The sequence below is a fragment of the Brachybacterium subflavum genome, from assembly GCF_009299795.1.
Classification (GTDB): Bacteria; Actinomycetota; Actinomycetes; order Actinomycetales; family Dermabacteraceae; genus Brachybacterium; species Brachybacterium subflavum.
In genome coordinates, this window is record NZ_VIGP01000005.1 from 21,656 (window position 1) to 36,625 (window position 14,970).

Sequence of the window (14,970 nt, forward strand, 5' to 3'; positions counted from 1 at the left end):
CCCTCGATCGGGTGATGAGCACCGACGCCTCCCGTCCCGAGTCCCGGCCCGATACGCAGCCCGCCGCCCCGTCCGACGCCGAGCCGGCGCAGGGGCCGCGGCCGCCTCGCCCGGACCGTCGGCCCACGGACCGCACCCACCACGGCGACACCGTGATCGATCCCTACGAGTGGCTGCGCGACAAGGAGGACCCCGAGGTCATCGCGCACCTCGAGGCCGAGAACGCCTATGCGGACGCCCGCACCGCCCACCTCGCGGGGCTGCGCGAGGAGCTCGTCGGCGAGTTCGTCGGCCACACCCAGGAGACGGACCTCTCCGTGCCCGTGCGCCGCGGCGACTGGTGGTACCTCACCCGCACCACCGAGGGCCAGGACTACCCGCGGCACACCCGCGTGGCCGAGGGTCCCGACCTGCCGCGCGGCGCGGGCGGCGTGCCCGCCGTCGACCCCGGGGAGATGCTCCCCGGCGAGCAGGTCGTGCTGGACGCGCAGGCCCTCGCCCAGGGCCAGGAGTTCTTCTCCCTCGGCGGCATGCGCCCCTCCCCCAGCCAGCATCTGCTCGCGTACAGCACGGACGTGCGCGGCGACGAGCGCTTCGACATCGTCGTCACGGACCTGCGGGCCGACGGCGCGAGCGCGGTCGTCGACGAGGCGGTGCGCGGTGCCGGCTACGGGCTCGCGTTCTCGACCGACGAGCAGTGGCTGTTCTACGCGCGCGTGGACGACGCCTGGCGCCAGCACCAGATCTGGCGGCACCGCCTGGGCACGAGCGCCGAGGAGGACCAGCTCGTCCTCGAAGAGGACGACGAGCGCTTCATGATCGGCTTCGAGCCCTCGCGCGACGGCTCCACGCTGCTCATCGAGTCCGCCTCGACCACCACGAGCGAGGGCTGGCTGCTGGATCTCGCCGACCCGACGTCGGATCCCCGCCCCGCGGGCGGCCGTCGGTCCGGCGTCGAGTACTCGATCGAGCACGCGGGCGACCATCTGCTGATCGTCCACAACGACGGCGTCCCGGGCTTCGCCCTCGCCACCGCGCCGCTCGAGGATCCGGGCTCCTGGACCACGATCCTCGAGGCGGCAGACGGCGAGCGCCTCGAGACGGCCGACGCCTTCGCGACCTTCGCGGCGCTCGAGCTGCGCAGCGGCGGCCTCGCGTCCGTGCGCGTGATCCCGCGCCGCGAGAGCTCGGCGGCAGCCGAGGACGGGGCGGCGCTCGGTGCGGACGCGGCCGCACGTGCCTGGGCCGTCGAGGACGCCTGGGACGTCTCCCACGGCGGCGAGCTCGACACGGTGTTCCTGCAGGCCAACCCCACGTTCGACGAGACCGTGCTGCGCTACCAGCTCACCAGCCTGCTCACCCCCGCGACGATCGCCCAGGTCGACGTGGCGACCCGCGAGCACGAGGTGCTCCGCCGCACCCCGGTGCCGGGCTTCGACCCGGAGCTGTACGTCGAGCGGCGGCTGTGGGCCCGAGCGGCCGACGGCACCGCGATCCCGATCTCCCTCGCCGTGCGCCGCGGGATCACGGCGGACGGCACGAACCCCGGCTATCTCTACGGCTACGGCTCCTACGAGGCGTCCATGGACCCGTCGTTCGTGCCCACGCGCCTGTCCCTCCTGGACCGCGGGGTCGTGATTGCCGTGGCCCATGTGCGCGGCGGCGGCGAGATGGGCAGGCCCTGGTACGAGCACGGCAAGCTGCTCGAGAAGCGCAACACCTTCACCGACTTCGTGGACTGCGCCGCGCACCTCGTCGACGCGGGCTGGGTCGCGCCGGACCGTCTCTCCGCGGAGGGCCGCAGCGCGGGCGGCCTGCTCATGGGCGCGATCGCGAACCTCGCCCCCGAGCGCTTCCGGGCGATCATCGCGGGCGTGCCCTTCGTGGACGCGCTCACCACGATCCTCGACCCCTCGCTGCCGCTCACCGTGGGCGAGTGGGAGGAGTGGGGCGACCCGCTGCACGACCCCGAGGTCTACGAGTACATGAAGTCGTACACCCCGTACGAGAACGTGCGGGCGGCCCGGTACCCGGCGATCTTCGCCTCGACCTCGCTGAACGACACCCGAGTGTTCTTCGTCGAGCCCGCGAAGTGGGTCGCGCGTCTGCGCGAGACCGTCACCGGCGACCAGGCCGAGCGGCCGATCGTGTTCCGCTGCGAGATGGTCGCCGGGCACGGCGGGCGCTCGGGCCGCTACGCGAAGTGGGAGCAGCGGGCCGACGAGCTCGCCTGGCTGCTCGACCAGATCGGCGCGACCGCTCGGATCTGACGGGTCGCCCGGCCGCCGGAACTCGCCCGTCAGGCGGCCGTCCCGCGGTCCCGTCGGGCTGCCGTCCCGCCGTCCCGCACGGACGATGGCCAGGTTCTATGACAGAAAGCGGACTTTCTGTCATAGAACCTGGCCGTCATCGCGTGGGCAGTGCCCGACTCCGCGGAGCAGCGCCCCACACCGCGGCGGCGGCGCCCTGCGCCGGTTCAGAAGGCCGGGATGACCGACCCGTCGGTGTACGTGGTGGTGATGAACTTCTTGACGTCGTCGGAGTGCAGGAGCTCGTCGAGCTTCTTCAGCGCCGCGTTGTCCTTCTCCTCGGTGCGCACCACCACGAAGTTCGCGTAGGGGTTCTCCGCATCGCTCTTCTCGAGCACGATCGAGTCCTCCGAGGGCTTGAGTCCCGCCTCGATCGCGTAGTTGCCGTTGACGACGCCCGCCGCGAAGTCGCCGAGCGTGCGCGGGATCTGCGCCGCCTCGATCTCGGTGAACTTCAGCTTCTGCGGGTTCTCGTCGACGTCCTTGGTCGTCGCGTCGGTGACCTTGACGCCGTCCTTGAGGGTGATCAGTCCCGCCTCGGCGAGCAGACCCAGCCCGCGACCGCGGTTCGTGGGGTCGTTGGCGATCGCGATCTCGTCGCCGTCCTTCAGCTCGTCGAGCTTCGTGATCTGCTCGGAGTACAGACCCAGCGGCTCGATGTGCACGCCCTTGAAGGCGAAGAAGTCGTACCCCTTCTCCTTCTTCTGCGAATCGAGGAACGGCTGGTTCTGGTAGTAGTTCGCGTCGATGTCGCCGTCGTTCAGCGCCTGGTTCGGGATCTGGTAGTCCGTGTAGGGCGTGATGTCGAGGTTCAGGTTCGCGTCCTCGGCGAGGTTCTTGCTGACGAATTCCAGGATCTCCTGGTGGGGCTTGGGCGAGGCGCCGATCTTGATGGTCGTCACCCCGTCCTTCTCCTCCGGGCCGTCGGAGCTCCCGCCCACCAGGCCGCAGCCGGTGATCGAGAGCGCGGCGAGGCCGGCGCCGGAGGCGAACAGGGTGCGGCGGGTCAGGTGCGACATGTGAGTCTCCTCAGGGGTGGGGGCGGGGCCGACGGGGCGATGCGCGTACGGGGTATCGGCGACGGGGGCATCTCAGGCGTTGCGGGCGCGGTGGTCGACGACGCGCGAGAGCACGGAACCGATCGACTGCACGAGGATCACGATGACGATGAGGACGACGACGGTCGCGACCATCACGACGTTGTCGTAGGACTGGTAGCCCATGCGGTTGGCGAGGTCGCCCAGGCCCTTGCCGCCCACGGCGCCGGCCATGGCCGTGTAGCCGATGACGGCGATCGTGGTGGTGGTCAGCGAGCCGATGATCCCGGGCAGCGCCTCGGGGAAGAGCACCTGGCGGATGACCTGCCAGCGGCTCGCGCCCATCATCTGCACGGCCTCGATCTTGCCGGCGGGGATCTCGCGCAGGTTGATCTCGACCAGGCGCGCGAGGAACGGGATCGCGGAGACCACGAGCGCGAACATGGCCGCGTTCGGGCCGGTCACGCGGCCCACGACGATCCTGGTGACGGGGATCAGGGCGATGATCAGGATGATGAACGGGAAGGACCGGCCCACGTTCACGATGAAGCCGACGATCCGGTTCACCCAGCGGGCGGCGCCGCCGGCGGCGCGGTCGGTCTCGAACAGCAGCACTCCGAGCGGGGTGCCGATGATCGCCGCGAAGAGCATCGTGCCGATCGTCATGTAGAGGGTGATCAGGGTGTTCGACCACAGGCTCGTGTTGGAGTCCCAGGTCGTGAAGACGGGATTGCTCAGCCACTCGCTCATGCCGAGGCCTCCTTCGCGACGACGCCGCGGCTCTCGAGCTCCCGCAGGAACGCCTCGAGGCCCTTCTGGGTGATCGGTGTGTCGTCCTCGTTGCGCAGGGCGAGCTGCACGCGTCCCACCTGGCGCCCGGCGATGGTCTCGATGGTGCCGGCGACGATCTGCGCACGGGCGCCGTGCTCGGCGGCGATGCGCACGAGCTCCTCGCTGCTGGCCACGGCCTTCTCGTTCTGCGGATCGGCGCCGTAGTCGCAGTCGACCACGCGCGCGCTGATGCCCGTCGGGGCCGGCGGCAGCGGGATCAGCTCGCTGGAGAGGGGACCGTGCGGGTCGGAGGCGACGTCGGCGAGCGCGCCGCTCTGTCGCACCCTGCCGTCCTCGAGGAGGGTCACGGAGTCGCAGATCTCGCGGACCACGCTCATCTCGTGGGTGATCATGAGGACGGTGATGCCCAGGCGGTCGCGCAGGCTGCGGATGAGCGCGAGGATCTGCCGGGTCGTCGTCGGGTCGAGCGCGCTGGTGGGCTCGTCGCACAGCAGCACCTTGGGCTCGGCGGCGAGGCCGCGCGCGATGCCCACGCGCTGGATCTGTCCGCCCGAGAGCTGCGCGGGATGGTTGTGCTCGCGCCCGGCGAGGCCCACGAGCTCCACGAGCTCGGCGACGCGCTGAGTGCGCTGCTCGCGCGGGACTCCCGCGATCTCGAGGGGGTGGGCGATGTTGCGGGCCGCGGTGCGGGAGTCCAGCAGGTTCGCGTGCTGGAACACCATGCCGATCTCGCGGCGGGCGGCACGCAGGGCGGGCCCGTCGAGCGCGGCGATGTCCGTGCCGTCGATGCGCACGCTGCCGCTCGTGGGCTTCTCGAGCCCGGTGAGGCAGCGGATGAGCGTGGACTTCCCGGCGCCGGAGCGGCCGACGATCCCATGGATCTGGCCGGCGTCGACCGTCAGGTCGATGCCGTCGAGCGCGGTGACGGGGTCTCCCCCGCCCGGCGCGGGGAAGACCTTGGTGAGGCCTTCGAGAGTGATCACAAGCAGAAGTAGAGCATCCCCCTAGCGCATCTGCCGACCCTCTCGTTCACGAATCGTCATCTGACCGGGGGCTGCGTGGTCGGGATCACCGCCGCTGACGGGATCGTGTGGTGCGGGCCTCAGCGGTTCCGGCGGGCGCGGAAGAACGCGCGCAGCAGGTCCCCGCACTCCTGCTCCCGCACGCTCGTGGTGAGCTCGACGCGATGGTTCAGCCGGGGCTCGCGCACGAGGTCGTAGAGGGAGCCTGCCGCGCCCGCCTTCGGGTCCGGGGCGCCGACGACGACGCGGGCGATGCGTGCGAGCACGATCGCGCCGGCGCACATGGTGCAGGGTTCGAGCGTGACGGCGAGGGTGCAGCCGGTGAGGTTCCAGCGGCCCGTCGCGCGGGCGGCCTCGCGCAGGGCGAGGATCTCGGCGTGGGCGGTGGGGTCCTCGTCGGCCTCACGTCGGTTCCCGGCCCGCGCGATCACGCATCCCTCGGGATCCAGGACGACGGCGCCGATGGGGACGTCGGCCGGCTCGCGGTCCGCGGCGGCGCGCGCCTCGTCGAGGGCGATGCCCATGAGGACGTCATCGGAGAGGAGCGGGGTGTCGTCGTCCACACCCCCATTCTCCCCGGCCGCGCGTTCAGCTGCGCGCACCGGTGACCGCGAAGCGCGCCTCGAGCAGGCCGCCGTTCCTTCCGAACTCACGAAGCTCCAGGTCGAGCCGGCCGCCCATCAGGGGCTTCCCGCCGCCGAGCGTCACCGGGGCGACGGATACGAAGACCTCGTCGAGCATCCCGGCCTCGGCGAAGGAGAACGCGAGGTCTCCGCCGCCCACGATCCACACGTCCTTGTCGCCGGCGGCCTCCTCGAGGCGCTCGCGGTGCTCGGCGGGAGGCCCGGAGACGCGGGTGATGCCCGCGAAGTCCTCGGGCAGCTCCCGGTGGGAGAAGACGAAGGTGGGCTGGTCGTAGACCCAGGCATCCGCGACGGTCTCGAGGTTCCCCACCACCCAGTCGTACGTCGAGCGCCCGGAGACCACCGCCCCGACCTGCGCGGTGAAGTCGTCGTAGGGGAGGATGCTCTGCGCGGGGTCGGTGGGCTGGGAGAGCAGCCAGTCCAGGCTCTCGTGCTCGTCGGCGAGGTAGCCGTCGAGGCTCGTCGCGGTGAAATAGCGGAAGCGGGTCATGGGTCCTCCTGCGTCCGGGGCGGTGCACCCGCGCCGATCGTCGCGTGCGGCTCCGAGGTATTGATCCCAGTATTCGCCCCTCCCCCGCGAACCGGGGCCCGCGTGCGGGGGCGTCGGGTAGATTCGGCGCCATGCGCGTGCTCGAACTCGACCATCCCCTCGTCGCCCACAAGCTGACGGCGCTCCGCAAGGCCGAGACGCGGTCCTCGATGTTCCGCCTGCTGGCCGACGAGCTGGTGACCCTGCTGGCCTACGAGGCCACGCGCAACGTGGCGGTGGCCCCCGTCGAGATCCGGACCCCGGTGACGACGATGACCGGCACGCGCCTGACGGATCCCAAGCCGATGGTGGTCCCGATCCTGCGCGCGGGCCTGGGCATGCTCGACGGCATGACCCGCCTGCTGCCGACGGCCGAGGTCGGCTTCCTGGGCATGGTCCGCAACGACGAGACCCTCGAGGTCACGACCTACGCGAACCGCCTGCCGGACGACCTCACCGACCGCCAGTGCTTCGTGCTGGACCCGATGCTCGCCACCGGCCACACGCTCATCGCCTCCGTGAACTACCTGCACGAGCGCGGCGCGAAGGACATCACCTGCGTGACCCTGCTGTGCGCCCCCGAGGGGCTGAAGACCCTCGACGAGCAGATCGACCCGGCCATCGACCTCACCGTGGTCACCGCCGCCATCGACGAGAAGCTCAACGAGAAGGGCTACATCGTCCCCGGCCTCGGCGACGCGGGCGACCGCCTCTTCGGCGTCGTCGACTGAGCGGACCCGTCGACGGACGACAGCTCTCGCCGGGTCTCACCTCGCGCGTCCCAGGATGCGAACACCTGCTTGAGAGCGGGCGCCGGCCTCGGGCATGATGGCCGCTATGTTCACGAACGCTCCGAGCCGAGAGGTCGCCACGACGGCGGCCCGCTCGATGATGCGTTCGATGATGATGTGCATGTGCATGATGCACCGTCAGCCGAGCCTCTGAGCGCTCGAGAGTCCTCCGGGGTCGGCTGACAGGAGCCGGCCGGAAGGCGCGGGCTTCAGGTGCCGGCCGGGAGCACAACCCAGCGATCCGCGAACCTGACGCGTCGATCGGAACTGGGATCCCGGGTCCCCACCCGTTGCACCAGGCGTGCACGAACCCGGAGAACGCATCATGAGCATCACCCTGAACAGTCCTGTCACCCAGACCCGCACCCCGCAGAGTGTCGCCGGCCAGAGCCCGGTCGCCCGCGTCGAGCGCCCCGCGCACGATCGCGGCCCCCGCGCCCTGCGTCCCCAGCACGCCGGCCGTCCCGCCTTCCGGGCCCCCGGTGCCGCAGGGCAGTCCGCCGGATCGTCGGCGCTGGCCGCCGCGCCGGAGTCCGACCAGGTCACGCTGACCCTCACGGTCACGCTGCCGGCCGGCACGCCCGACGTCGAGGCAGCCCAGATCGCCGACGCGCTGCGCGCCAACGCCCGTCGCCTCACGGCCGGTCGCCGCGCCTCGGCGAGCGTGGGCGTGCGCTCCCCGCGCCCCTTCTCCCCCACCGGCGAGGCCGCGGAGACGAGCACGACGAGCACCGCACCCACCCTGCGGGCGCTCCCGCCGCGCACCCAGGACGGCGAGGCCGCGCAGCCCGAGCGCACGCGCCGCACCGGCGTCGTCTCGCCGAACTCCCCGGCCCGCCGGGATGCCGAGGCGGCCCGCCAGCGCCTGCTGCGCGCCACCGCCGTGAGCCCGAACGCCGCTCCCGCCGCGAGCACGGACTGCTCGCTGGTGATCGACCTCTTCGGCCGCCGCGTGCGCATCGACGGCGAGGACGTGGACCTCACCTACAAGGAGTTCGAGCTGCTCGCGCACCTGGCGCGCGGCGCCCGCCGGATCATCGGCCGCGACGAGCTCATGGAGTCCGTGTGGGCCGACGCCTCGGCCGAGACCGGTGAGCGCACCGTCGACGTGCACGTGCGCCGCGTGCGCGCGAAGCTCGGCCGCTACCGCCGCCTGATCTCCACCGTGCGCGGTGCGGGCTACCGCCTGGACACCGGCAGCGACGTCGCGATCCTCGACTGACCGCGCCGCTCCCACCGAACCCCCACCCCGAGGACCACCGACCCGGACGGGCAGCCGCTCGTCCGGGTCGGTGCATTCTGCGCGGGATGCGCATTCCGCGCGGGATGCACGTCGTCGGCGCGGATCCGAGAAGAGCGAACGGCCCGGAGCTCACATCGACGCACTGTCGGGGCTCACGGGCCGTTCGCGATGCCAGCCGTCCCTCAATGGTGGTGGGTGCGGACGACCAGGCAACACGGGTCCACCGATATCGGGGGGAACGTCGGAGGACCCGATCGTCGCCTCCCGCGAGGGGGATCGAGGAGGCGACGTCCGGGACGATGCTACGGCTCGTCGAGCGAGAATGTAAACGCGAACATGCAATGCTTTGCAGGCCTTTGCGCGGCCATGACCAAGTCGGGGTCGCCGTTGTCTCCGGCACGTGTGCACCGGTCAGGCGATGGGCGTCTCGTAGAGTGGAGCACGGCCCCGCACGCACCGCGGGTGTGTCCACCACCGCAGTGAGGGAGAGCCCATCCATGATCGCGCAGGCGCGCATCGACTCCGACCGGTCCGCGACCGTCCACCTGGCCGATGAGGAGATCGGGATCCACGGCGAGCACATCTCCGAGGTGCGGGCGAACGTCAAGAGCGTGTTCATCGACGCCGCCCGTCGCGCCGGCCGCGACCTCGACGTCGTGATCGCCGAGCCCGACGCCACGCTTCATCTGCGCGTGGAGCCCTCGGGTCGCATCAGCACCCGCGAGGCCGACGACCGGCCGCTCTTCGGCCCGTCCGCAGGCCGCGCCGACCACGGGGCGGGCTCCCCCTCCGCGTCCTCCTCCCCCGCTCACTCGTACTCGGCGAGCTCGTTCGACGTGGCCTCGTTCGGACAGGGCTCGTTCGATCCCGACGGGGACGTCGCGGCGACCGCCGTGCACCCCGCAGTCCCCGAGGGCGGCACGGCGGACAGTCCCTCCTGGATCCCGCCGTCGCTGCTCGGCGAGGAGGCCCACGAGGCGCAGGACGAGCAGGGTCCACGGGACGAGCAGGGATCCCACGGCTCCCAGGGGCCCAACGGCTCCCAGGGGTCCCAGGACGGGCGCGCCGCCGCATCCGGAGCGCAGACCGGTGCGGCGAGCGCGTCGGGCGTCGGCTCCACGGCGGCGATCGCGCCGAGCACCTCCGCCGCATCGCCCGCGCCGGCCCCCGCCTCTCCGGCGGCTTCGCCCGCCGAGCCCGGTGACCAGGCGGGCCGTTCGGCGCGCCCCGGCCATGGCCGCCGCGCCGCCGCGATGGCGCCGCAGGTGGCGGACGCGCCGCAGGTGGCGGATGCGCCGCCTTCGGGCGAGCCCCGTCGGCCCACCCTCCAGGACCTCCAGTCCGCCGGCTTTCAGCCGTCGCCCGCCCCGGCGACCCGCGGCTGGCAGGGCACCCTCACGCGCCTGACCGGCGGGCGGATCTCCCCGCGCCCCGGCCGCGCCGAGCGCGAGGAGCGCGCCCAGCTGCAGCGCATCTCCCGCACCCTCGACGGCCCGAAGAACATCGCGGTGGTGAACCTCAAGGGCGGTGCCCACAAGACCACCGCCTCGCTCATGATCGCCGCGACGCTGGGCATGGCCCGCGGCGGCGGCGTGCTGGCCTGGGACAACAACGAGACGCGGGGGACCCTGGGCTGGCGCGGCGCGCCTGCCGAGCACCACCGCACCGCCATCGACCTGCTGCGCGACCTCGACCAGCTGCGCACCGAGCAGGCCACCGTCTCCGACCTCGACCGCTACGTGCGCCGGCAGGAGGCCACCCGCTTCGACATCCTCGCCTCCGACGAGGACCCGGGCTCGGCGGCCCTCATCGACGACGCCGCGTTCCGCGAGCTCGACGAGACCCTCTCGCGGTTCTACCGCCTCAAGGTCATCGACACCGGCAACAACGTGCGCGCCTCGAACTGGCTGGCCGGCGTGCAGTCGGCCGATCAGCTGGTGATCATCTCGACCCTGCGCGAGGACACCTTCAACGCCGCCGCCTGGATGATCGACGAGCTGCGCGCGACGGGCCTCGCCCAGCAGGTCGACCACGCGGTGACGATCCTGTCGCACTCCTCGGACAAGAAGAAGATGGACCCCTCGCTGCGCAGCCAGCTGCACAAGCACTTCGGGGCGCACACCCGCGCGATCGTCGAGGTCCCCTTCGAGGAGCAGTTCGTGGACGGATCGCCGCTGGACTTCTCCCGGATCCACCCGGAGACGCGGGCCGCGTGGCTGCGGGCGACCGCCGAGATCGTCGACGGCCTGTGAGGACGGGGCCGACCCGCTCGCTCCTCCCCACCGGGCTCCCGTCCACCGTGCGCCCCGGACGTCTGAGGATGCGCGTAGGTTCGCCCTCATGCCGCTGAACCGCTTGCACCTGGTCGTCGACGACGATCTGGGCCCCGCGCTGTGGGTGCGGGTGCAGGCGGAGGGCGGCGGCTCCCGCCCTGCTGCGGACCTCTCCGGTCTGCTCGCCGAGGCGCCGAACGGCCTCGCCGACGCCCTGTCCCGAGCGCTCGGTCGGCACGAGGGCACGCTGCGCCATCGCGTGCGCGTGCGCGGCCGCACGAGCGAGCACCGCGTCCCCGCCCTGCCGCTCGACGGGCAGGCGCTGCTGGACGTGGTCGGCGCGATCGGCGGCCTCGTGGCCGCGCGCACGGGCGCGGGCACGGAACCCGCAGGGCCGACGGAGCCCACAGGGGCCTCTGACACCGTGAGCGAGGTGGCCGCCGTGATCGGGCCGCTAGTGGAGGCCGGCACCTCCCTGCGGCTGTCCGACCAGGTCATCGCCATGCCGGACCTGCTCACGGCCGTGGTGCTGGACCGGCACGCCGAACGCCTCGTCGCCGCCCGCCACCTGCGGGTGCGGGTCCTCGAGCGCTTCGGCCGCCCCTGGGCGCGCTGGTCCGCCCTCGAGGACGATGCCCAGCCGCTGCTGCACTCCCTCGTCGATGCCCGCGCGCGCGAGGCCTTCGCCCGGCACGTCGCCTCCCGTCGCCGCGCGGAGACGGAGACGCCGGAGGGCGCCGCCGCGAAGGATCCGACGGCGCTCATCTCCTCGCTGTCCGCACCCTCCGCCGATGCCCCCGTGCGGGCCGACGTCCCGACCCAGCGGCGCATGCAGGCGGCGCTCGACGCGTTCGTCGACTCCGGCCGCGCCCGCGTGCACCTCTCCTCGACCGGCTCGGAGCTCGTGGTGCGCCTGCACGAGCCGCCGCTGGGCACCGCGTGGCCCCTGCAGACCTGCCTGCGCGACGCCGACGGGACGGTGCGGCCCGTCGCGGACCTGCGCGCCGTGGGCGACGTGGGCGTCGAAGGGGCCGCGGAGGCGTCGGCCGAGGTCATGCGCCTCGCACCGACGGTGCGCGGGGCCGCCGTCGACGACACCGGCGTGGACTGGCTGCTCACCACCGCCCAGGCCTCCGCCTTCCTCGCCCATGACACCGGCGCACTCGAGGCCGCGGGCGTCACCGTGATGCTCCCGCGCGAGTGGACGAAGCAGAAGACCCGCCTGCAGGCCGTGGTCGGCGAGGAGGAGGCCGAGCAGGAGAAGACGGGCAGCGGCGTGGGCATGCAGGCCATGGCTCGGTTCGACTGGAAGATCTCCGTCGGGGACGTGGAACTCACCGAGGACGAGATCGCGGAGATCCGCGCCGCCCAGGCCGAGCTCGTGCAGCTGCGCGGCCAGTGGGTGCGCCTGGACTCCACGACGCTGCGCGCCGCCGAGCGGTTCCTCGACGCGTTCACGGCGAAGAGGCGCGGGCAGGGCGATGGTGAGGGCGGGCTCGGAGGCGGGGGTGCCGTCGACGGCGCGCGTCGGGCGCCGTCCCGTCGGCCCGACGCACCTCGCGATGCCGGGCGTCCCGAGCCGATCGCGGCGAGCGCCGGCAGCATGCACTGGGGCGAGATGTTCACGCTGCTGGGCAGCGCCCAGGCCGAGGGCCTGCAGGTCCGCCTGCAGGCGGAGGATGCCGCGCCCGTGCCGCCTCAGGCCGGCGCGCCGGCGCGCGGACGCTCCAACGGTCTGCGCAACCTCGTGCCCGGCGGACCCGGGCCGCTCCCTCTTCCGCAGCCCGAGCGTCTGGACGCCTCGCTGCGCGGCTACCAGCTCGAGGGGCTGAACTGGATGTGGGCGCTGCACGAGCTGGGACTCGGCGGGATCCTGGCCGATGACATGGGGCTCGGCAAGACGATGCAGGTCCTCGCGCTGCTCTGCCGCGAGCGGGAGGCGGACCCCGCCGCGGTCGCCCCCGAGGTGCGGCCCGCGCGGGTGCGTCCGCGCCCCGGGGCTCGCTCGCGCAGCGCGGGCGCGGGCCCCGCGCCCGGCCCCACGCTGCTGGTCTGCCCGATGTCCGTCGTCGGCTCCTGGCAGCGCGAGGCCGCGCGCTTCGCCCCGGACCTCGCGGTGCACGTCCACCACGGCGGCGATCGCATCCGCGACGCCTCCTTCGCCGAGGGCGCGGCAGACGTCGACCTCGTGATCACCACCTACTCCCTGCTGGACCGGGACCTCGAGGTGCTCTCCCAGGTGCGCTGGCACCGCCTCGTGCTGGATGAGGCCCAGCACGTGAAGAACGCCGGCACGGCCGTGGCGAAGGCGGCGCGGGCACTGCGGGCCCCGCACCGTCTGGCGCTCACTGGCACGCCGGTCGAGAACCGGCTGAGCGACCTCCATGCCCTCATGGAGACCGTGAATCCCGGTCTGCTGGGCAGCGCCTCCTCGTTCCAGGAGCATCTCGCGGGCCCGATCGAGAAGGACGGCGACGACTCGGCGCTCGAGCGCCTGCGTGCCCTGACCACCCCGTTCGTGCTGCGACGCGTGAAGACGGATCCGAGCATCATCTCCGACCTGCCCGCGAAGATCGACATGGTGCGCACCGTGAACCTCACCCCCGAGCAGGCGGGCCTGTACGAGGCGCTCGTCGGCGAGCTCATGGCCCAGATCGACGGCGCCGACCAGAACCAGCGCCGCACGCTCGTCGTCTCCACGCTCACCAAGCTCAAGCAGGTCTGCAACCACCCCGCCCACTACCTCGGCGACGGCTCCGCGATCCTTCGCGACGGGCAGCACCGCTCCGGCAAGCTCGAGTACGTCGACGACCTGCTCGGATCCGCCTTCGCCGACGGCGAGAAGGTGCTGCTGTTCACCCAGTTCACGACCTTCGGGCACATGCTGATCCCCTACTGGCGCGAGCGGTTCGGCCGCGAGGTCCCCTTCCTGCACGGCGGGGTGAAGAAGGCCGACCGGGACGACATGGTCGCACATTTCCAGTCCACGCCCGGCGAACCCGGGGCGATGCTGCTGAGCCTGCGCGCGGGCGGCACGGGACTCACCCTCACCGCCGCCAACCACGTCGTCCACCTGGACCGCTGGTGGAACCCCGCCGTGGAGAACCAGGCCACCGACCGCGCCTTCCGCATCGGCCAGACCAAGGACGTGCAGGTGCGCAAGCTCGTGGCCGCGGGCACCGTCGAGGAGCGCATCGACAACGTGCTCGCCGAGAAGCAGGAGCTCGCGGACCTCACCATCACGCCCGTCGAGAACGCGCTGGTGAACATGGACGCGGCGCAGCTGTGGGGCATGCTCGCGCTGTCCGACGGGGACGCGCCGGACGAGCGGGCACCGGACGCTCGGGCGGAGGGAGGCGGACGATGAGCATCCGCATGCGCTCGCGCCGCGGGCAGATCGGCGCCAGCTGGCAGGGCGCCGCCCTGCGCGAGTCCCTCGAGAGCGTGATCAGCAGCGGCCGCAGATCCGCCGGCCGGCGCCTCGCGCGCGCGGACCGCGTGCAATGGCTCGACGTCGCCCCGCGCCGGGCCCGCGCGGGCGTTCTCGACGACGACGGGACGATCTACGAGCCCGAGCTCGACGTCTCCGCGTTCGGCGCCGCCGACCGGCAGATCGTCGTCGACACCCTCCGCACCCACCCCGAGCTGCCCGCGCTTCTGACCAGCGGCACCTACCCGCAGGCGATCGAGTCGGAGCTCGATGCGCACATGGCGACCCTGCTGCCGGGCAGCGCCTCCGAGGTCACCCACGACTGCACCTGCCCGGACTGGCCGGGCCCGTGCGTGCACGTCGCCGCGCTCGCCTACGTGCTGGTCGAGGCGATCGACGAGGCCCCCGTGCACCTGCTGACCCTGCGCGGCCTCACCCTCTCCGAGATCGCACAGCCCGTCGCGACGGGCAGGGGCGCACGGGCCCTCGCCGAGGCCGCGAGCCCATCGGACGACGATCCCCCGAAGGACGCGTCCGCCGCGGGGGTCCCGTCGGTGGAAGATGCGTCGGAAGATGCGTCGGCGGGAAGCCCGTCGGCCGGTTCGCCATCGGCCGACGGCGCGACGGAGGAGACGGCGGGAGCGGAGACGGCGACGGCGACGGCGGAGACGACGTCCTCCCGCCCCGCGAGTTTCGATCCGGCGATCGCCGACCCGACCCTGCTGCAGGATGCGCTGGGAGAGGAGGCGTCCGCGATGCTCGCCTCGTTCTATGCCGCCGGCGCCGGATCCGCACCGGACGAGACCGCCGACGAGGACTGATCCCTGCTCGCCGCGCGTTCGGGGCCCGAAGAAGAATCCGGGCCGGCGCGCAGAGGGGGTAGCGCGCCGACCCGGCACT

General features: G+C 72.7%; 12 protein-coding genes. 6 read left to right on the forward strand and 6 right to left on the reverse strand.

All coding sequences use genetic code 11. The annotated features are described in order from the left end of the window. Nucleotides 1-14 precede the first annotated feature (14 nt). Entirely contained in the window at nt 15-2,270 is a 2,256-nt protein-coding gene (locus tag FHG10_RS12490; RefSeq protein WP_152353684.1) for a S9 family peptidase, read from the forward strand. 206 nt (nt 2,271-2,476) lie between these two features. Here the strand turns inward: FHG10_RS12490 and FHG10_RS12495 are convergent, their stop codons facing one another. The 5 genes from FHG10_RS12495 to FHG10_RS12515 all read right to left on the reverse strand — a co-directional run bounded on the left by FHG10_RS12495 (nt 2,477) and on the right by FHG10_RS12515 (nt 6,294). Continuing rightward, nucleotides 2,477-3,328, reverse strand: coding sequence for a MetQ/NlpA family ABC transporter substrate-binding protein (locus FHG10_RS12495; RefSeq protein ID WP_152353685.1), 852 nt, complete (start codon nt 3,326-3,328; stop codon nt 2,477-2,479). 72 nt (nt 3,329-3,400) lie between these two features. Next, entirely contained in the window at nt 3,401-4,096 is a 696-nt protein-coding gene (locus FHG10_RS12500) for a methionine ABC transporter permease (RefSeq protein ID WP_152353686.1), read from the reverse strand. Then, a complete protein-coding gene (locus FHG10_RS12505; RefSeq protein ID WP_152353687.1) occupies nt 4,093-5,121 on the reverse strand; it encodes a methionine ABC transporter ATP-binding protein in 1,029 nt (342 codons plus the stop codon). The genes FHG10_RS12500 and FHG10_RS12505 overlap by 4 nt, the downstream gene beginning before the upstream one ends. Nucleotides 5,122-5,240: 119 nt before the next feature. After that, the gene (locus tag FHG10_RS12510) at nt 5,241-5,684 is read right to left on the reverse strand and encodes a nucleoside deaminase (protein ID WP_152353984.1); all 444 of its coding nucleotides are present in this window, start codon (nt 5,682-5,684) and stop codon (nt 5,241-5,243) included. 64 nt (nt 5,685-5,748) lie between these two features. Then, nucleotides 5,749-6,294, reverse strand: coding sequence for a dihydrofolate reductase family protein (locus FHG10_RS12515; protein ID WP_152353688.1), 546 nt, complete (start codon nt 6,292-6,294; stop codon nt 5,749-5,751). Between the two features lie 131 nt (nt 6,295-6,425). On the opposite strand from FHG10_RS12515, the gene upp reads away from it, so the two are divergent. Continuing rightward, nucleotides 6,426-7,064: a uracil phosphoribosyltransferase gene (upp, locus tag FHG10_RS12520; protein WP_152353689.1), complete on the forward strand. Its 639-nt coding sequence runs from the start codon at nt 6,426-6,428 to the stop codon at nt 7,062-7,064. 36 nt (nt 7,065-7,100) lie between these two features. Here upp and FHG10_RS18030 read toward each other — a convergent pair whose 3' ends face one another. Continuing rightward, nucleotides 7,101-7,247 (reverse strand): hypothetical protein, encoded by a 147-nt coding sequence (locus FHG10_RS18030; RefSeq protein WP_193636301.1) that lies wholly within the window; start codon nt 7,245-7,247, stop codon nt 7,101-7,103. A gap of 202 nt (nt 7,248-7,449) precedes the next feature. On the opposite strand from FHG10_RS18030, the gene FHG10_RS12525 reads away from it, so the two are divergent. The 4 genes from FHG10_RS12525 to FHG10_RS12540 all read left to right on the forward strand — a co-directional run bounded on the left by FHG10_RS12525 (nt 7,450) and on the right by FHG10_RS12540 (nt 14,891). Continuing rightward, the gene (locus FHG10_RS12525; RefSeq protein ID WP_227488233.1) at nt 7,450-8,346 is read left to right on the forward strand and encodes a winged helix-turn-helix domain-containing protein; all 897 of its coding nucleotides are present in this window, start codon (nt 7,450-7,452) and stop codon (nt 8,344-8,346) included. A 518-nt stretch (nt 8,347-8,864) separates the two neighbouring features. After that, complete coding sequence (locus FHG10_RS12530) at nt 8,865-10,619, forward strand: chromosome partitioning protein (RefSeq protein WP_152353690.1); 1,755 nt, start codon at nt 8,865-8,867, stop codon at nt 10,617-10,619. A gap of 88 nt (nt 10,620-10,707) precedes the next feature. Further along, nucleotides 10,708-14,007 carry a DEAD/DEAH box helicase gene (locus FHG10_RS12535; RefSeq protein ID WP_152353691.1) on the forward strand — a complete coding sequence of 1,100 codons (3,300 nt, stop codon included), beginning with the start codon at nt 10,708-10,710 and terminating at the stop codon, nt 14,005-14,007. After that, nucleotides 14,004-14,891 (forward strand): SWIM zinc finger family protein, encoded by an 888-nt coding sequence (locus tag FHG10_RS12540; protein WP_152353692.1) that lies wholly within the window; start codon nt 14,004-14,006, stop codon nt 14,889-14,891. Before FHG10_RS12535 ends, FHG10_RS12540 begins: the two co-directional genes overlap by 4 nt. Nucleotides 14,892-14,970 lie beyond the last annotated feature (79 nt).

What these genes read in the sequence shown, in the direction of transcription:
- FHG10_RS12490 (WP_152353684.1), top strand. Translation starts at nt 15, where the DNA reads ATGAGCACCGACGCCTCCCGTCCCGAGTCCCGGCCCGATACGCAGCCC.
- FHG10_RS12495 (WP_152353685.1), bottom strand. Translation starts at nt 3,328, where the DNA reads ATGTCGCACCTGACCCGCCGCACCCTGTTCGCCTCCGGCGCCGGCCTC.
- FHG10_RS12500 (WP_152353686.1), bottom strand. Translation starts at nt 4,096, where the DNA reads ATGAGCGAGTGGCTGAGCAATCCCGTCTTCACGACCTGGGACTCCAAC.
- FHG10_RS12510 (WP_152353984.1), bottom strand. Translation starts at nt 5,684, where the DNA reads ATGGGCATCGCCCTCGACGAGGCGCGCGCCGCCGCGGACCGCGAGCCG.
- FHG10_RS12515 (WP_152353688.1), bottom strand. Translation starts at nt 6,294, where the DNA reads ATGACCCGCTTCCGCTATTTCACCGCGACGAGCCTCGACGGCTACCTC.
- upp (WP_152353689.1), top strand. Translation starts at nt 6,426, where the DNA reads ATGCGCGTGCTCGAACTCGACCATCCCCTCGTCGCCCACAAGCTGACG.
- FHG10_RS18030 (WP_193636301.1), bottom strand. Translation starts at nt 7,247, where the DNA reads ATGCACATCATCATCGAACGCATCATCGAGCGGGCCGCCGTCGTGGCG.
- FHG10_RS12525 (WP_227488233.1), top strand. Translation starts at nt 7,450, where the DNA reads ATGAGCATCACCCTGAACAGTCCTGTCACCCAGACCCGCACCCCGCAG.
- FHG10_RS12530 (WP_152353690.1), top strand. Translation starts at nt 8,865, where the DNA reads ATGATCGCGCAGGCGCGCATCGACTCCGACCGGTCCGCGACCGTCCAC.
- FHG10_RS12535 (WP_152353691.1), top strand. Translation starts at nt 10,708, where the DNA reads ATGCCGCTGAACCGCTTGCACCTGGTCGTCGACGACGATCTGGGCCCC.
- FHG10_RS12540 (WP_152353692.1), top strand. Translation starts at nt 14,004, where the DNA reads ATGAGCATCCGCATGCGCTCGCGCCGCGGGCAGATCGGCGCCAGCTGG.